16 protein-coding genes and 1 pseudogene are annotated in these 16428 nt (G+C 33.8%); 3 read left to right on the forward strand and 14 right to left on the reverse strand.

What is annotated here, in order from left to right; genetic code table 11:
* Positions 1-39 precede the first annotated feature (39 nt).
* The 8 genes and pseudogenes from JFU20_RS02515 to JFU20_RS02550 form a co-directional block, all read right to left on the reverse strand.
* On the reverse strand, positions 40-495 hold the full coding sequence (locus JFU20_RS02515; RefSeq protein WP_033715802.1) for a cupin domain-containing protein: 456 nt from the start codon (positions 493-495) through the stop codon (positions 40-42).
* A gap of 247 nt (positions 496-742) precedes the next feature.
* On the reverse strand, positions 743-2122 hold the full coding sequence (gene lpdA, locus JFU20_RS02520) for a dihydrolipoyl dehydrogenase (RefSeq protein ID WP_033715803.1): 1380 nt from the start codon (positions 2120-2122) through the stop codon (positions 743-745).
* Positions 2123-2325: 203 nt separating this feature from the next.
* Positions 2326-2922, reverse strand: coding sequence for a TetR/AcrR family transcriptional regulator (locus JFU20_RS02525; RefSeq protein WP_002013336.1), 597 nt, complete (start codon positions 2920-2922; stop codon positions 2326-2328).
* Between the two features lie 156 nt (positions 2923-3078).
* A complete protein-coding gene (locus JFU20_RS02530) occupies positions 3079-3786 on the reverse strand; it encodes a phosphotransferase family protein (RefSeq protein ID WP_002013338.1) in 708 nt (235 codons plus the stop codon).
* 116 nt (positions 3787-3902) lie between these two features.
* Complete coding sequence (locus JFU20_RS02535; protein ID WP_002013339.1) at positions 3903-4697, reverse strand: VOC family protein; 795 nt, start codon at positions 4695-4697, stop codon at positions 3903-3905.
* Between the two features lie 117 nt (positions 4698-4814).
* Entirely contained in the window at positions 4815-5648 is an 834-nt protein-coding gene (locus JFU20_RS02540) for an alpha/beta hydrolase (RefSeq protein ID WP_201038299.1), read from the reverse strand.
* A 136-nt stretch (positions 5649-5784) separates the two neighbouring features.
* Positions 5785-6536: pseudogene (locus tag JFU20_RS02545) on the reverse strand (class I SAM-dependent methyltransferase).
* A gap of 287 nt (positions 6537-6823) precedes the next feature.
* On the reverse strand, positions 6824-7162 hold the full coding sequence (locus JFU20_RS02550; protein ID WP_002013343.1) for a winged helix-turn-helix transcriptional regulator: 339 nt from the start codon (positions 7160-7162) through the stop codon (positions 6824-6826).
* 194 nt (positions 7163-7356) lie between these two features.
* Here JFU20_RS02550 and JFU20_RS02555 point away from each other — a divergent pair, with 194 nt between their 5' ends.
* A complete protein-coding gene (locus JFU20_RS02555; protein WP_002013344.1) occupies positions 7357-8073 on the forward strand; it encodes an SDR family oxidoreductase in 717 nt (238 codons plus the stop codon).
* 140 nt (positions 8074-8213) lie between these two features.
* Here JFU20_RS02555 and JFU20_RS02560 read toward each other — a convergent pair whose 3' ends face one another.
* The 6 genes from JFU20_RS02560 to JFU20_RS02585 all read right to left on the reverse strand — a co-directional run bounded on the left by JFU20_RS02560 (position 8214) and on the right by JFU20_RS02585 (position 13993).
* A complete protein-coding gene (locus tag JFU20_RS02560) occupies positions 8214-9026 on the reverse strand; it encodes a MerR family transcriptional regulator (RefSeq protein ID WP_201038300.1) in 813 nt (270 codons plus the stop codon).
* A gap of 130 nt (positions 9027-9156) precedes the next feature.
* Entirely contained in the window at positions 9157-10617 is a 1461-nt protein-coding gene (locus tag JFU20_RS02565) for a serine hydrolase domain-containing protein (protein WP_002016554.1), read from the reverse strand.
* Positions 10617-11129: a DUF1129 domain-containing protein gene (locus JFU20_RS02570; RefSeq protein WP_201038301.1), complete on the reverse strand. Its 513-nt coding sequence runs from the start codon at positions 11127-11129 to the stop codon at positions 10617-10619. The genes JFU20_RS02565 and JFU20_RS02570 overlap by 1 nt, the downstream gene beginning before the upstream one ends.
* Positions 11126-11467: a PadR family transcriptional regulator gene (locus JFU20_RS02575; protein ID WP_002016557.1), complete on the reverse strand. Its 342-nt coding sequence runs from the start codon at positions 11465-11467 to the stop codon at positions 11126-11128. The genes JFU20_RS02570 and JFU20_RS02575 overlap by 4 nt, the downstream gene beginning before the upstream one ends.
* 465 nt (positions 11468-11932) lie before the next feature.
* A complete protein-coding gene (locus tag JFU20_RS02580) occupies positions 11933-13363 on the reverse strand; it encodes an IS4 family transposase (RefSeq protein WP_098478520.1) in 1431 nt (476 codons plus the stop codon).
* Positions 13364-13600: 237 nt separating this feature from the next.
* On the reverse strand, positions 13601-13993 hold the full coding sequence (locus JFU20_RS02585; protein WP_088039022.1) for a GtrA family protein: 393 nt from the start codon (positions 13991-13993) through the stop codon (positions 13601-13603).
* A 607-nt stretch (positions 13994-14600) separates the two neighbouring features.
* Between JFU20_RS02585 and JFU20_RS30665 the strand changes: the two genes are divergently transcribed.
* Positions 14601-15314: a cupin domain-containing protein gene (locus tag JFU20_RS30665; RefSeq protein WP_002016558.1), complete on the forward strand. Its 714-nt coding sequence runs from the start codon at positions 14601-14603 to the stop codon at positions 15312-15314.
* Between the two features lie 107 nt (positions 15315-15421).
* Complete coding sequence (locus JFU20_RS02595) at positions 15422-16159, forward strand: alpha/beta hydrolase (protein WP_002016559.1); 738 nt, start codon at positions 15422-15424, stop codon at positions 16157-16159.
* The last annotated feature ends 269 nt before the right edge of the window (positions 16160-16428 follow it).

Raw genomic sequence — 16428 nt, forward strand, 5'->3', positions numbered from 1 at the left:
ATACAAGGAGCGAAACGATATTTAATCGTACAGTGGCACCTATTTTTCAATCCATTCAACGGATTTATCTAGCTTAATACCATCCTCGATATTACTTTCTTCCAAAGTATTTGCCCTAGCTTGAATACAAATAAAATAGAGAGGTTCACTTGAATTGTTACGCCAAATTCTTTCCCCCTTTTGTGCCACCCTTATGACAGTACCCTCTTTGATTTCAAGGATTTCATCATCAATCTTGAATTCCCCTTGTCCTTTGACGAAGATATACAGCTCTTCATTTTCTCTATGCTTATGATAAAAGGGCATCGAAATGCCTGGAGGGAAAACATTTAGTGAAACTTCCATCCCTGTACATTGTAGGTCATCTTTAAGAAATACCTTTCCAGGAGCTTTAAATGGATTTCCATTTTTATATTGAAGCAGATTCTCCCACTTTCCTACTTGAACAGCACTAAAATTTTTACCTTCCATTGTTGAATTAACAAATTGACTCATTTATATTCTCCTCTCATATTTATTTTCCATAATTTCACTTTTTATTCTCTAATAAATGAATAAATCCTCTCACAAGAAGAAACCGAATAGTCTCTTTTTTACGGTAAAAAAACGGCTCAATTAGCCATAATATTTTATTAAGAAGTTTATTAGTAAAGATTGTTTTTTTACATATTTATTTATCTCTACATTTATTTTATTTAGAATTTCTAAAAAACGAAGCAATCCAATTTTTATTAATTAATATTTATTTAAAATTGTAAATTAAGGCCTCAGCAGCTTCCATCACAATCTCACTTAAAGTTAGTTGAGCATGTGGTGTTAATGCAATATCTTCAACTGTCATGCCTGATTCGATTGCTAAACCCACTTCGGCAATTACTTCTGATGCACCATTGCCCACGATTTGAGCACCTACTATTACGCCATCTTCTCTACGCACCAAAAGCCTCAAGAACCCTTTACCTTCATTTGATACAAGTGCACGACCGTTTGCTGAAAATGGCGATTGAACCACTTTTACTTCCATGCCTTCTGCCTTTGCTCGCTCTTCTGTATAACCGACCGTTGCTAATTCAGGGTTTGTGAAGCAAACTGCTGGAATTGCCAAGTAATCAACAGATGATAGTTCACCAGAGATAGCTTCGGCAGCTACTTTTCCTTCGTAAAATGCTTTATGTGCAAGCTGTGGACCAGCAATGGTATCTCCTATAGCAAAAATATTCGGAAGGTTAGTACGGCATTGTTGATCAACTTTTAATAAACCGCGGTCAGAAAACTCAATACCGATTTTTTCAAAACCCATATTTTCAGTATTAGGACGACGGCCAACCGTTACTAATACGTAATCAGCGCCAACTTTCTTTTCTTCACCATCAATTTCGTAGGTAACAATTACACCATTTTCAACTTCTTCAACACCTTTAGCGGATGCATCTACTATTACTGTAACACCTTTGTTTATAAGGTCTTCTTTCACAATTTGAGTCATTTGTTTATCGAAGCCAGTTAAAATATCTTTACCTCCTTCAATAATTGTTACTATAGAACCGAGGGAAGCGTAAGCAGAGCCCAATTCAGTACCAATGTAACCACCACCGATTACAACCAATTTACTTGGAACTTCAGTTAAACTAAGTACACCTGTAGAGTTAATCACACGTTTTGTAAATTTAAATGTTGGAATTTCAACTGGGCGTGATCCAGTAGCTATAATTGCATTTTTAAATGTATATGTTTGAGCTGCATCTTTATTGGTTACTCGTATAGTGTTAGCATCCATGAAATAAGCTTCACCTTTTATCACTTCTACTTTATTGCTTTTTAATAACCCTTCTACACCACCTACTAATTTCTTTACAACGTTGTTTTTAAATTCTTGTACTTTTGCAAAATCAACATTTACACCAGAAGAAAAAATACCCATATCTTCTGAATGCTTTGTTTCCTCAAAGCGATGACCTACAGAAATAAGTGCCTTAGATGGAATACAGCCAACGTTAGCACATACGCCACCAAGATTCTCTCTTTCTATAATTGCCACTTGTTGCCCTAATTGTGAAGCTCTTATTGCAGCAACATATCCTCCAGGGCCAGATCCAATTACGATTGTTTCAAATTCTCTCATATCCCTTTTCACACTCCTCCAAAAATTAGAAACAGGTAGGCCGAAATCGTTCATATTCTACACATTTTTCAATTTACTATTTTGTATTAGTACCATTCTTCTCTCATCCGTTTTTTCATAGTTCCATTATGGAATTTCTATTAAGTGATCACCCCCTCAAAAAAGAAACCGAACAGTCTCTTTTTAGCAGTAAAAATTACGGCTTAGTTGGCCGTAATTTGTTTTTCCAATTCATCTAAAAGTCGTGACGATACTGTATCAATATAAACTGTATCTTGGTATAAGCGTGACAAGGCAAGTGCTCCTTCAAGAGAAGAAATCCAGATGATAGCAATCTGCTTTGCTTGAGTATCTGGTTTTAACTCTCCTTGCTCAATTCCATACGTAATAATCTTTTCAATTATTCCAAGTAATTGATTCATCGCTATCTGTGCTTGTAATGCCATGAGAGGATGGGAATCATCAGCTTCTAACGTTACGTTCATGATTGGACACCCTCCAGGAAGAGGATCATTATTAATGAGAGATGTAAAAACTGAAATAAAAGTTTTTAACTTATCCAACGTATTGGATGCTTTTTTTATCTCTTCGACATAACGCACTCCCATTTGTGAAGTTGCGTGCTGAAAGGCTTGAACAGCCAAGTCATCTTTATTTTTAAAGTGACGATAAATACCACCCTTCTCCAGCCCAGTCTCTCGCATAATATCAGAAATTGAAGAACCACTATAGCCCTTTACATTAAACAGAGCAGAGGAACGATCAAGAATCATTCTTTTTGTTAATTCACCTTTACGCATTGTGTCCTCCTAAAAGAAAACGTTTGGTCTCTTTTAAGTATATGACAAATCGAAATGAATTAGCAAGAAAAATAATGGAGAGAATCAATGAGTAAAAAAATAAATGATTCACTATTTTAATAGGGATCAAAATAAATACTTGAAAACATCTTTTATTTACAGAGGTGTACTCTCTGCCAATCTAGCTGCGCTAATAATAGGAGCCCACTGGAAAATTCCCTCTCTTAATAGACCTGTTTTTTTGCAATATATATGTAAATACATTTCAGCTAATTCCACTGAATTCTGTGAATACAATAAGTATGTCCGAAACACATCTGCACGAATATCACCTGAACTAGCATCAACCCAATCTATAATTTTCACATCACCATTACTCATAATTAAATTAAACGGATGTAAATCACCATGACATAATCTAGGTTCAAATGTGATTGAATCTAACTTTTTTAATATATTTCCCTTTTGTTTTTCATCCAGATCATGTACGGAGTTAATTTGACGATAAAGCCTTTCTTCCATCGGTTCTATTTCATCCGAGCTCACAGATATAGCATGAATTTTTTGTTGTATACTTACACAAATACTTATGAAATGCTCCGCTTTACTCAAATTATTAAGCAAAAGCTCACCAACACTTTCTCCTTCTACATATTCCATAATAATAGCTTGTCTGCCTTGTATCTCTGTAACTTCAAATACTTTAGGAACGTGTAAACCACATGAATATGCATACTTTTGTTTTCGTGCTTCGTATAGAGATTCTGTATTAGGGAGGCATTCTTTAAACAATTTCACAACTTTATTATCACAAAGATAAATTTCAGCCGTATTTCCTTTGGCTATTGGATTTCCTAGATTCAATTCATTTCTCTCCTTACAGTAAATTAGAATAACGCTTTATAGTCCTCTATAAATTCAGTGTAATTATACTGAAACCCTTCTTCATGAAAATGAAAAAAACTTACCCCTCCCTATAATTATATAGAAAGTGGTAAGTTTAATTTTCTAGGAATATCGGAATGAAACTCCGGTGTATGCAAAACAGAAAATGAATACCCTTGTTGAATAAACACTACTTCAGTATGTTTACTTTCAAATGGAACACCATTTTTCTTAAAGTTATTTTGGATTTGTTGTAAAAACGCATGATCCGGTGTTCCGAATGAAACATGTACTTTCGGTGGTAAAGCTTTCATCGCGATTGGAATCCACGGTCGCTGCCACCAGGTTGCAACGATATATGCAGTGCCACCTATAACAAAATTGAAAATATCCCCATCTTCCTTCGTTTTCATGTCTAGATTTGATTTCAACCATTCCGTAAATACAGGTACACTTTTAACCGGAAGACCAATTTCCCTTACGTATAAAATGTTTAACGGTGAATGCGGGACTAACACCTCTTCTTTAACATAACTATGTGCAATAATTTCGAGAAGATTTCCATCACCATCTTTAAAGTATAAATTGAATAGACCATTCTCCTCACCAATTGTATGACCATCTTTCCATTTCACAATGAGTAATCCAGACTCTTTAAGCCATTTTGCCGTTTCATGAAACTTTGAATATGGGATCTCAAAAGCGAAATGCGCAGGTGCAATTGGTTCATATACTTCTTGAAAACTAATTGTTGTATACGGTGTTACTTCAAATTGAATATATGATGCGGTTTCTTTTTTTATTGGAAAAGATAATATGTCTTTATAAACTTGTTTTACCCCTTCTATAGAAACCGTTTGTAGTTTTATATCTGATATATGTGTAATCACTTTACATTCCCCCTTGTTTCTTATTATTTATTCTTATTGTATTACACTTATAAATAGATAAAATCAAACCGAAGGGTGGATTTTTCATGTGAAAACTACAACTTTAGTATGAATATGTTATCTCCAATTACTTTTTATTTCCTCTATAACAACTTCTGGTTTATCCCAGTGTAATAAATGTGTAGTATCAGAGATTAATTTTACTTTCGCGCCAGTTTTTAACTTAAAAATTCCCACTGTTTTATCTCTATATTCATCCCATACCTGCGGTAGTGTAGCTCGAAGCAATATAATATTAGATGGTAACTTCTCGTAAATATCTATCGTTTCATCTTTATGCATACCTCTTATTATATTACCAGCTGTTGTACCTCTCGCATGCCAACATACTTCATTATCCATTTCAATCCCTAGGTCTTTTACAGCAATTTCTAATAATGGAGACCACCTAGTATAGGCTTCTTTTTCACTTTTGAAAAATCCATCCCAATTATTAAAAATATATTCTTCAAAATCCTTTTCGTAATACGCGATTTCCTCTTCAAGCGTTTCTTCTTGAAGCCTTTTTGTTTGATATCCTCCATCAATAAGAATGCTTCCTAGTACTTTTTCTGGATTATTTAATAAATAAAATAGTGCTACAAAACTTCCCCACGAATGTGATAAAAAATAGAAATGTTCAATTCTCAGTTCATTTATTATTTCATTTAACCAGTTTGCTAAATTCAACATCTCATAATCTTCCGTTCTTTCAAAGGGCGGTGTTTTACCCTGCCCAGGTGCATCAATGGAGATAAATCTATACTCTTCCTTTAATTCTTCTGCAATTTCTATAAAACTTAAACTCGTACTACCTAACCCATGTAAACAAAAGATAACGGGCTTTTCATTATTTCCCCACTCAGTAATATGTGCGTTTATTTTTTCGTTGTTAATATAGTAACGTTTCAAAATAATTATCCCCTATATTTCAATTTTTAGATTACCACTTAACCTATTTCTATGATTTTTAAGTTTTCCCTGCATTCTTTTCCACAAAAAAAGCTGATTTTCTTTTAAAGAAAATCAGCTTTTACGTTAAAATACACTATGATTTAACAGCAATAATCATAAACCTTTTTGAATTCGTACGAATACCTTTTTCGGAACTATTAGCGTCAATGAACTTTTGTAAAATATTAAAGTCCTCTTTTTTTCTCCAAATCTAGGAATAATAGGCGTATGTTTTAATAAGAAAATAAGATCCTCAGGAGTACTGTAATAATCAGTAACATCATATTCACGTACTTGTACGAGTTCAAATCCTGCACTAATAAGTTCACCCATATAATTATCTTTTAACGTACCATCTCTTTCACCTAAACATTGCCCTCTACCAAATGCTTCTTTAAGATTTAATTTATCATGTTCGCTAACTTGTTGTGTTAAGAAAAAAGCACCTTTTTTCATTACTTTTGCCAATTCAGGTGCTACAAACGGCGCATGACAACTTGAAGTAATATCAAAATGAGCATGCGGAAACGTTAAAAATTCCGAATCCATTTGAAGAAATTCAACATTTTGTACACCTGCTTTATTCAAATTGGAATGTGCTGTTTTGATCATTCCTTTAGAATTATCTATTCCAATCAGTAATGCAGCTGAAGATGCTATTTTTAATATATTCTCTCCTCCACCTGTGCCAACATCAAGTAGAATATCTGATGGTTTACATCTTTCTTGCACTTCGCCATAAAAGTCCCAAGTGTCACCTACAGTTTCACACTTTAGCTTACTAAAGTCCCACCCATTTAATCGTCCCACTTTATCATAAAAACTTTTATACTCTAATTCATTCATGTTATTATTTCCCCTTTGTAAAAATGCATTAACTGTTTAGATGATTCTCGAAATAGACTCATAGTTGATATTATCGTGAAAGGGCCTACGTCTTCTTTTATATCTGCTACGCATTTTTTCAGCCCCGAACAACTAGTTACTTCGAACGATACAGCATTTCATCTATATCACTTCATCTGGAAGACTGCATATATAATAACCTATAACACTATTTAATTATATATTATAAAATGTAAATTATTAAAACGATATGTTTCGACAAACCCCATTTAGTTTACATAATAATATTATAGTTTGTTTTTATCGATATATTCTAAATGTCCTCTTCCCCAACCACACATACTATCCAAAACAATACTGACTGTTTTTCCATGCTCAGTTAAGCTATATTCCACTTTAGGTGGTATTTCTTGATAAATTTCGCGTTTTATTAGTTGATCGTGCTCTAATTCACGAAGCTGCTTCGCTAATGTTCCTTGAGAAATGCCTGGGATTAATCGCTTTAATTCACCAAACCGTTTCGTTCCATCTGTTAGCAAAATAAATAAAATCAATGGCTTCCATTTACCCCCGATTATTTGTAATGTCGCTATTACTCCTTTTAATTTCGGTTCCTCTAAATTCATTTTCCTCACCCCTCCCCTCAAATCATAAATTATAATGAATAATTTTTTATATTATGTATCCATATAACAAGCGATTAGTACGAAATTCGCGACTAAGTACATATAAAGTGCGTACTTTTCAGTAGTCATTTTTTAACGAATAATAAAATTAACACAACTTATTTTAAATCTTATATTAAGGGAGATGTTTAATCATGTCTATTACTGTATTAAAAGATAAACATATCGTTATCATCGGCGGGAGTTCTGGTATTGGATTAGCAACAGCAAAACAAGCACTTGAACAAGGAGCACATGTTATTATTGCAGGGCGCTCGGAAGAAAAATTAAAGGCTGCTCGAGAAATAATAAATAACAACCATCTTCAAACTTATGTATTGGATAATCAAAATAAAGAGCAATTACAAGATTTTTTCAAGAAGGTTGGGAATTTTAATCATTTATTCACACCAGGAGCCTCTTACACACTTGGATCAATAACTGCTACAGATGATATCGCCGAAAGCAGCTTTATCGGAAAGTTTTGGCCACAATATTATGCCGTAAAATATGCAATTCCTTTTCTCTCAAACTCTGGATCTATCGTATTAATGTCCGGTGCATTTAGTCAACGGCCACTTAAAGGAGCGCCTGCTTACGGAGCTTGTAATGGTGCTATTGAAAGCTTAGGGAAAGCTTTAGCTGTTGAATTAGCTCCTATTAGAGTTAACGTTGTTTCTCCTGGAACGATACGAAGAGAGAATGAACAAAATGAGAAAAGACTAGCTGCTTATGAAGATTATAAATCTCTTTCTCTTGTACAGAGACCTGGGTATAATGATGAAATTGCACATACTGTCCTGTATTTAATGCAAAATGGTTTTACTACAGGTAATGTATTATTTCCTGATGGAGGATACACATATCATTAATTTATAACAATTCAATGCCTCCTTAGATTAACTAGTATTAAGGAGGCTATTATGGTTAATCAACGAGTCCTTTGTGCTAAATATTTCCAGATAGAAATAAAGTAAAAAAGGCATATACGATGCCTTTTTTACTTTATTGTTTATTTGTTTATCAGATAACAAACCTCTGTAACCCACTTATTAGGATCTGATTCCATCGCTGGACTAACGTGATAAATATTAAACATCGGTCCAGCTAATTCATAACCTTCCGTTTCAATCCATTTTGCTGCCGCCTCATTTACAGCTGTCATTTGTTCATAACTTCCGTTAACTGTTATTGAAGCTACATAGGATGGATCTATCTTTTTGAAATTAACATCTTTTGTATTTTCATGCTCCCCTAAAATATTTAGCTGTATTTCTACATCTACATCATTTTCTTTATATTCTTGATCATGGAATGTAGCAATACTATAACTCGGATTAGCTATACTAATATTTTTAACATTAATTTCTTGCATCAATATACTCCATAAATCCCCTTCGCAATTATACGATGGAATAACCTTTCTAACACTTGCTACATTTCTTTCTGGAATTTCTTTTAATGAAACATGATAGTTCATTTCAATAACATCCTCTCTCATCGTTTTCATTGAGTCTTCGAGGAGACGTAATTGTTTTTTGAGATCGTCTATTTCTTCCTTTACTTGAGCACTACGATTTTCAAATTGTGACTTTATTACTTCAATATTTTCACTCTCTACTAATTCTTTAATAGTGGCAATATTAAATCCCATATCTTTTAACACTTGAATTTGATTTACTTTCTTTAATTGGGCTGCTGAATAAAATCGATAACCACTTTGCTCATCGACTTTGACTGGTTGTAATAATTCCACTTTATCGTAATGTCTCAACATACGTATACTAATGGAAGAAAGTTTTGAAAAATCCCCTATTTTGAACATTAGTTCCTCCTATTTATTACAATTATTCGAAGCTCAACTTAAGCTTAAACAATGACATTGTGTGAGAGTCAACTATTTATAACAGTTTAAACAATTATTTAATGTATTATATTTATATATTTAAAAGCTCTTATGACTTATTTACCAATTCACTTTTCAACGCAATATATATTGATATTAATCCATTTACATTCAATAAAGTAACTATAATACTAATGAGCAACGCTACATCTGCAGAAAACGTTTTAATCGTCTGCCACGGTGAATTTGTACTATAAATAAGAAGTGGAATTAAAGTAATAGATAATATTAGAAATAAACTCCCTAGAAAAAGCCAGGTCATTTTTTTACAAATTTTATTACGTTTATACTTTATTATTAACATAATTGCTGTAATGAAAAGTGCGAATATTAATATTGACATAACAATTTGAACTATTGGTATATTTTTTGGTATATCAACCGGTTCTTCACCATTCAAAATATTAATAATCCCTTTTTTAAATTCTGGTAGTGATGCTTCTTCTAAAACATGATTTTTATTCGTTAAAATCACAACACCCCAGCCAGTTTCATTTAAAATGAATATTTCTGCATGTGAATCAGGAGTTGAGCCTGAATGCCAAACCATCTTTTCGTTTCCATTTATATTTGTTGTCCTCAGTCCAAAACCATAATATTTCGCTGAATCTATTTTATATAATGGAGATAAATAAAGATCCATACTATCTTTATTTAAAAATTGTGTATGCTCTTGGTGATTCAAAAACTTAATGAATTGAATCATATCTTCTAGATTTGCTGTAATATATCCATATGGTGTCCCACCATTATCATACGACACCGTACTTTTTCTTGGTATTCCAAACCATGATTGATAACCTGTTAAATAACCCTTTTTATAAGACTCTTCACTATTTGCTGCTGCACCATTCATTCTTAATGGCTGAAAAATTTGCTTCTCCATATAAGTAGAGTATGTCTCTTTTGAAACTTCCTCAATAAGTGCACCAAGAACGAGATAATTTGCATTACTATATTGATATTTTTGTCCTGGGGGAGCAGTTAATGTTACATTCGACAGTTTCATTACATTTTCTTTTATAGCCGTAGTAGTCTTTGATTGCTTATCTGATAATGCTAAACCTTCATAGGTACTCATTCCACTTGAATGTGTTAGTAGATGTTGGATTGTTATATTTGAGGCCGATTGATTATCTTTTACTTTAAACCAAGGAAGATGTTGTTGAACTGAATCCTCTAATTTTATTTTTTTATCTTCTATTAACTTGACTATAGCTAAAGCTGTTAAAGATTTACTTATTGAGCCAATCGCAAATGGGGTTTTACTAGTTACCTTTTTTTCAGACTCCCCAGTAATCCCCCATGTTTTTGTAAAGAATACATCTTTATGATGTACAATTGCAACGGAAGCTCCAGGAATGTTCTGTTCCTTTATAAATTTTTCAATATACTTATCTAATGTAACTTTAATATTTTGCTGAGCATAAACTTTTGAATGTACGATACATAATATTAATACATTACAAAGAATACAAATTTGAAATAGTTTATAGATAGTTTTCTTCATTATACTTTAGATAGCTTTCTTTTTTTATAACTTACTAGGCTAATAAATACTAATATAGAGAGCGTAAAACTAAACATTATTAATACATAGTTCCACCATTGATTCTCTGCTATACGATATAAAAGATTATAATTAAATGTATTTTTGCTATTAGTTCCGTTAAATGATTCAGTTAAAAATAGTGAAAGTGTAGTTTGTGAGATGAGGTAAGTAATAACTGCGATGAATATGCCACCTAAGATAAATGTGCTCGAATTTCCCTTTTCATTTTGAAGTTGTTTCATTTTCACTCGCAGATCAATTTCATTTATCTCCAAAAAGTCTTGAACAAATAATTGAGGCGTACCTAGATCATTTATACTATCCTCCCCATTTTCACGACATTCTTGAATATGCTCTAAAATTTGTTGTTTAATATTTTTCCTTTCTTCTAAACTTATATCGTATTGCTTTAATTCCTTAAGTACGTCAGCTAAAAATTGATTTTCTTTACCGTTTAATTCATTCCTCATTTCAGAAGGTCTCCTTTCAAACCACTTTTTAATAATGTTTGAATATCAGATTGTAATTCTAACCACTCATTAATTTTCTTCTCAAGACGTATTTTCCCGTTTTCATTAATTTCATAATAGATTCTAACTTTACCACTGTCTGTTACTTCTTGATAAGTATTTACCCACTCTTGATTTTTTAACTTAGTTAAAATAGGGTAAATACTTCCTACTCCTTTCAATTTTAAATTGTATACTTCAAGTTCTTTCATAATTTCATAACCATAACTTTTCTTTTTCGACAAAATAGATAACACACACATTTCTAAATGACCTTTAATTAAACTTGTTTTGTCCATAGGATAAATTTAACAGAAATATATACTTCATTCAAGTATATATTTCTGTTAAATTTAAAAATTCTAATAATTATACAGTCACTAAAAAGGCAGCATATTCTTTTTGTTATTATCCAAATAACCTAAATTATCATCCCAAAAAGAACATTTTTATACGTCAATAATTACATAATAAATGATAATAATTAACGATTTAAAACTAACTCTCACAGATAAATGAAAGACTAACAAAACTTAAACATAAATGCCAACCTGTAATACCTTTCAGTTTAAAATTTAAGAATAATTTATATTAGTATTATAAATAGATTTTTCTTCCTATATGGGGTAGCGTCACATCACTATCAAGCTAAGCTTATGCAAAGTCAATTTCAGGTGAGATTGTTTCTTTTTTCTAAAGGGCAAGTGTAGGTGATTGAAAGATTTGCATACGAAATAAACCCTAACGGGTTTCACTTTTTTGAATTAAGCGGCTTGATTATCAGACATGGTACAATTGTAAACGACACCTAATATATCAAAGACTGTTTTCTTCTCATATCGATGAGATTTTCTCCCGTTTTGCTGTAAGAGGTTGAACAGGCGAATTAAAATCTTTGATAGCTCTTGGGTGTCTTTCTGTATAGCTTGGAAAAGAAGAAGAAAATAATCTTTAATCATATATATGGCCTTATATTCACTCAGTTCTCGTTTCTTCTTCATAAGAAGTAATTGCCGCATTTGAAACATGGTAGAAGAACAGAGTAGAATGGCAATCAGTTGTCCATACAAATGGCATTCCAATCGTTCTCGTTTTATCTTTTTACAATGATGAATATGAAAGAATGATTTCCATGTTTTAAATAAAATCTCGATTTGCCAACGTAAAGAATACCAATCATGTACTTGTCCCATCGGGACAATATCTGTAGGGGTGTTTGTCATATATACATTGATACCACTGAGTCGTTTACTACGAGAAGAATACTTCATTCCTTTCTTTTTCTCTCGAACAGCTTGATCTTGTAGACGTTTTTTTTGTTGTTCTTCTGTAAGTCGATGAACAATCACACGAGTTGGTACTTTATCAGTCATTCCTACATAAGCGTTGGATATTTCACATGTTTGTCCTGGTTGAAGAGAGTTCATTAAGATCTCCATATCTATCTGTATATACTCTGTACCTTTCTTGATTCTTCCATCTTGAAAATAATCGGGATTGGGATTTTTTTGATAAATACGTGTATTCGACTTGATACGAGAGATATAGTAAGCCTTTTTATCTTGTATATGTTGAAGATCTTTCAAATGAAAATAACCTAAATCTCGGATACATAAATCATTCGCTGTTACAGTTGGGGCACACAGAGAACCGTAGGTTCGATCATGTTGTTTACCTGGACCTGTATGAATATGTAGGAACTGTCCACTTAATAGATCATACTCAAGTTGGATCTTTATCCCCGCCGTATGGCTGCATCCTCCTGCACCCGGATAAATGAATGCAAAGGGATCTGGAAGTTGAAATGCAGTTGAGTCTAAAATACGAATACGCTTGAAAACAGAAGTATATGGAGAAGAAATCGGCATAGACGAGACCAATTTTTGGTTTAGTAGTTCAGCTAATATGTGTTGTAAAAATTGGACGGCCGCTTTATTAAATCGTTGATTCAGTCCCTCAGGACTGATGAGCACTTCCGTTGATGCTTCCAAACAGCTAGATAACTGAGTTAAAGAAGTCGTAGCGACATTTTGGCTCACCCATACACATAAAGCGACTAAATCCTTGGCTTGATACTTACTGGTTCGTTGTACAAAACCAACATCTCTAGCAAGATCTCGTAAGATATTTGGAGATAAAAAGCTTTGAATCTCTTGAGCAAATAGTTGTAGTTCATCAGATACAGAAATAGACATACAAAAACGCCATCCTTTCCTATGATTCTACAGAAAGAATAGCGCATTTTTTCATTTTAGAGGGTATTTGTATTGTTTATTTTGATTGACCCTTAAGAACACATTGTTAGTTAGTATTTTAAAAGCTGGTTTCTAAGAGACCAGTCTTCACTATTATTTCACTCCAATTCTGCAGCCATTTCATCCATTACAAGTTTCATTAGGTATAAAAATGTTGCTTCCTATGCAAATTTCTCCCTATACTATTCTTTCGATTTTCGTAACTAATATTTTTTTCGATAATAAATATGTAAAAGGTATCGCAGTCAGTGATGCTAGGAAAGGTGAAATTATTTCATTTAAACCTACTAAGTCAACTAAAATATAAATGCCGATAGTTGTAACTGCAATATTAACAGCATATGTTAATGGGAATTGTAAAAATTTCTTTAAAGTCGGTTTTGTTTTGTAAGTAAAGTACGTATTCAGAAAAAAAGAACCTATTATGCCTATTACAGTAGCAATAATATGTGCTGATAAATAATTTAACCCTATTAATTGGCTTAATAAAAGATAGAATATGTAATAATTCAGGGTATTTGTGCATCCCACTAAAATAAAACGAAGCACTTGTTTATTAAACACTTTCAATTTAATCTTCTCCCTATCTACAATTTAATTAGTCCTTTATAAACTCAATATACTAATACACACTGAGAAATATCCAGGGCTATAATTAAAAACAAACTTTTTGATTTTCCTTTATTTTCTAGATACTATTATATACTAAATGGTTAAATTAGGTACATTCCAAATTTAATTTTCCAATATACAGGAAAAACTCTACAATAGGAGGCAGTTTCGTAGGAGGGTTTTATAAATCATTGAGAAGTTACACACAGACAGCCAACTTTTTTTATTACAAGACAGTCTAAAAATTTCGTTCTGGGGGTTGCAATAAATCTTTAGCTTGATAGCGATGGGGTAGCGTCACATGCCCATCAACCTAAGATTTTTAATTCCCCCCATAACGAAAATTTTATACATCGTTGACTGTTGATAATGATGCGTTATGTAAACCTTGCATGACTAGGTTAAATATCGGCATTTCCTCGTTTCTCCCTATATTTTGTATATTGGCATACCAAACATGTTTATATCATATATTGGTACAAGCAATCATATATAGATATATGGTACATAAAACAATAATCAAGGTAGTACAGTACCATATTGTAATGAGAGAGGAGTATGTTTTATGGAATCACGACCTACGAAGAAAGCTCGGCAGAGGAATATACCGCAGCCTATAAGAGATGATGGCGCTGGTGCGACCGATCTTGGACCCCGGGACGTCATGCGAGATATTGAAAATCCTGATATGCTAGTTCCGCCAGCCACTGATGCGGGATTGATGCCTAACTTAAAGTTCTCTTTCTCCGACACACATATGCAATTAAATCATGGCGGTTGGTCTCGGGAAGTGACAATAAAAGAACTACCAATTGCGACAACTCTTGCAGGCGTTAATATGCGTCTGACACCAGGTGGAACTGTACGAATAGTTGATTCTACTAATTTTCCTATTTCAACTAATATCGCAGCAGCATTGGTTGAAATTAAACCCGGCGGAATGAGGGAAATGCATTGGCACCCGAATAACGATGAGTGGCAATATTACCTTACAGGTATGGGTCGCATGACTGTGATGGGAAGTAATGGTAATGCTCGCACATTCAATTACCGTGCTGGTGATGTAGGATACGTACCGTTTGCTTTCGGACACTATATTGAAAACACCGGTGACGAAAGCCTTTGGTTTCTAGAGATGTTTAAGAGTGACCGCTTCGCTGATGTGTCGTTGAATCAGTGGATGGCATTAACTCCGCATGAGTTGGTTCAGGACAATTTGCATGTAGGAAGCGAGCTGATGGACGTGCTGCGAAAACAAAAATGGCCTGTCGTCAAATAGAAGATTGTGTCTTCCGTTGTTAATTATTCATTCATCTGGATTCTAAATCAGATATTCCCCCCGAGCTTCGCTTCAAAAAGTATTGATAAAAGAAAGGAAGATGAAATGTGTATCGTAAATTGACCTTCGTCATTATTCATGGTTCCTGGGCTGACGTCAGCCAATTTGATGGAGTCGCTGCCGAGCTTCACAAACTTGGCCATTCGGTTTATGTGCCTGAATATCCAGGTCACGGTGTCTTGGCAGACAATAACGTAACTCACCAGCAAATCACGAATGCAGTCATCGAATATATCGAGAAAAGAGGTTTGAAACATATCGTTTTGCTCGGACATAGCTTCGGCGGAACGATTGTCGCAACAGTAGCCCAGCAAATCCCGCATCGAATTGACCGTCTCGTGTTTTCTAACGCATTTGTTCCTCTAGACGGACAAAGCTTGTACGATCAACTTCCGCCGCCTCTTCAAGAAACATTCAAACAACTGGCCGATGCTTCAGGTAACAATACGATCATGCTTCCATTTCCACTGTTCCGCGATGCCTTCACAAACACAGCCACCTTAGAAGAAGCGACATCTATGTACCACAAAATTATACCGGAACCTGCAGGGCCTTTATTTCAAAAGCTAGATTTGAAAAAGTTCTACAATCTGCAAATTCCGAAAAGCTATCTCAATCTGACAGAAGATATCGCTCTTCCGCCCGGATCGTTTGCTTGGCATACGAATCAATCCAGTCATCTCGGTTTTTACCGATACATTGAAGGCAACGGAGACCACTTTACGACCTTCTTCAGGGAACCGAAAATGATCGCCAAGAAATTCGTGGAAGCCGGCAGACCATAAATAACAACACCGAGGGTTTGAAGCCCTCCAGACTCAACGATCAAAAAAAATCTACGTTTAATGTGGGGTTCAATCGAGATACGTGCAAATTTCGGTTGAGCCCCTTTTTTAGCTTGATGGAGGTACCCCATCGCTATCAAGCTAAGAAAAAGAAATGCCTCCTCAAATGAAAAAAAACGCCATCCTTTCCTATAATTCTACAGAAAGGATAACGTTTTTTTGCTTTACGGATAGTCTGAGGATTTAGCTTGATAGTGATATGGTGATAC

It is taken from the genome of Bacillus sp. TH30 (assembly GCF_016650875.1).
In the GTDB taxonomy this organism is placed as follows: Bacteria; Bacillota; Bacilli; order Bacillales; family Bacillaceae_G; genus Bacillus_A; species Bacillus_A mycoides.

What these genes read in the sequence shown, in the direction of transcription:
- JFU20_RS02560 (WP_201038300.1), bottom strand. Translation starts at nt 9,026, where the DNA reads ATGTTCAAAATAGGGGATTTTTCAAAACTTTCTTCCATTAGTATACGT.
- JFU20_RS02515 (WP_033715802.1), bottom strand. Translation starts at nt 495, where the DNA reads ATGAGTCAATTTGTTAATTCAACAATGGAAGGTAAAAATTTTAGTGCT.
- lpdA (WP_033715803.1), bottom strand. Translation starts at nt 2,122, where the DNA reads ATGAGAGAATTTGAAACAATCGTAATTGGATCTGGCCCTGGAGGATAT.
- JFU20_RS02565 (WP_002016554.1), bottom strand. Translation starts at nt 10,617, where the DNA reads ATGAAGAAAACTATCTATAAACTATTTCAAATTTGTATTCTTTGTAAT.
- JFU20_RS02550 (WP_002013343.1), bottom strand. Translation starts at nt 7,162, where the DNA reads ATGAATTTAGAGGAACCGAAATTAAAAGGAGTAATAGCGACATTACAA.
- JFU20_RS02555 (WP_002013344.1), top strand. Translation starts at nt 7,357, where the DNA reads ATGTCTATTACTGTATTAAAAGATAAACATATCGTTATCATCGGCGGG.
- JFU20_RS30665 (WP_002016558.1), top strand. Translation starts at nt 14,601, where the DNA reads ATGGAATCACGACCTACGAAGAAAGCTCGGCAGAGGAATATACCGCAG.
- JFU20_RS02580 (WP_098478520.1), bottom strand. Translation starts at nt 13,363, where the DNA reads ATGTCTATTTCTGTATCTGATGAACTACAACTATTTGCTCAAGAGATT.
- JFU20_RS02525 (WP_002013336.1), bottom strand. Translation starts at nt 2,922, where the DNA reads ATGCGTAAAGGTGAATTAACAAAAAGAATGATTCTTGATCGTTCCTCT.
- JFU20_RS02570 (WP_201038301.1), bottom strand. Translation starts at nt 11,129, where the DNA reads ATGAGGAATGAATTAAACGGTAAAGAAAATCAATTTTTAGCTGACGTA.
- JFU20_RS02575 (WP_002016557.1), bottom strand. Translation starts at nt 11,467, where the DNA reads ATGGACAAAACAAGTTTAATTAAAGGTCATTTAGAAATGTGTGTGTTA.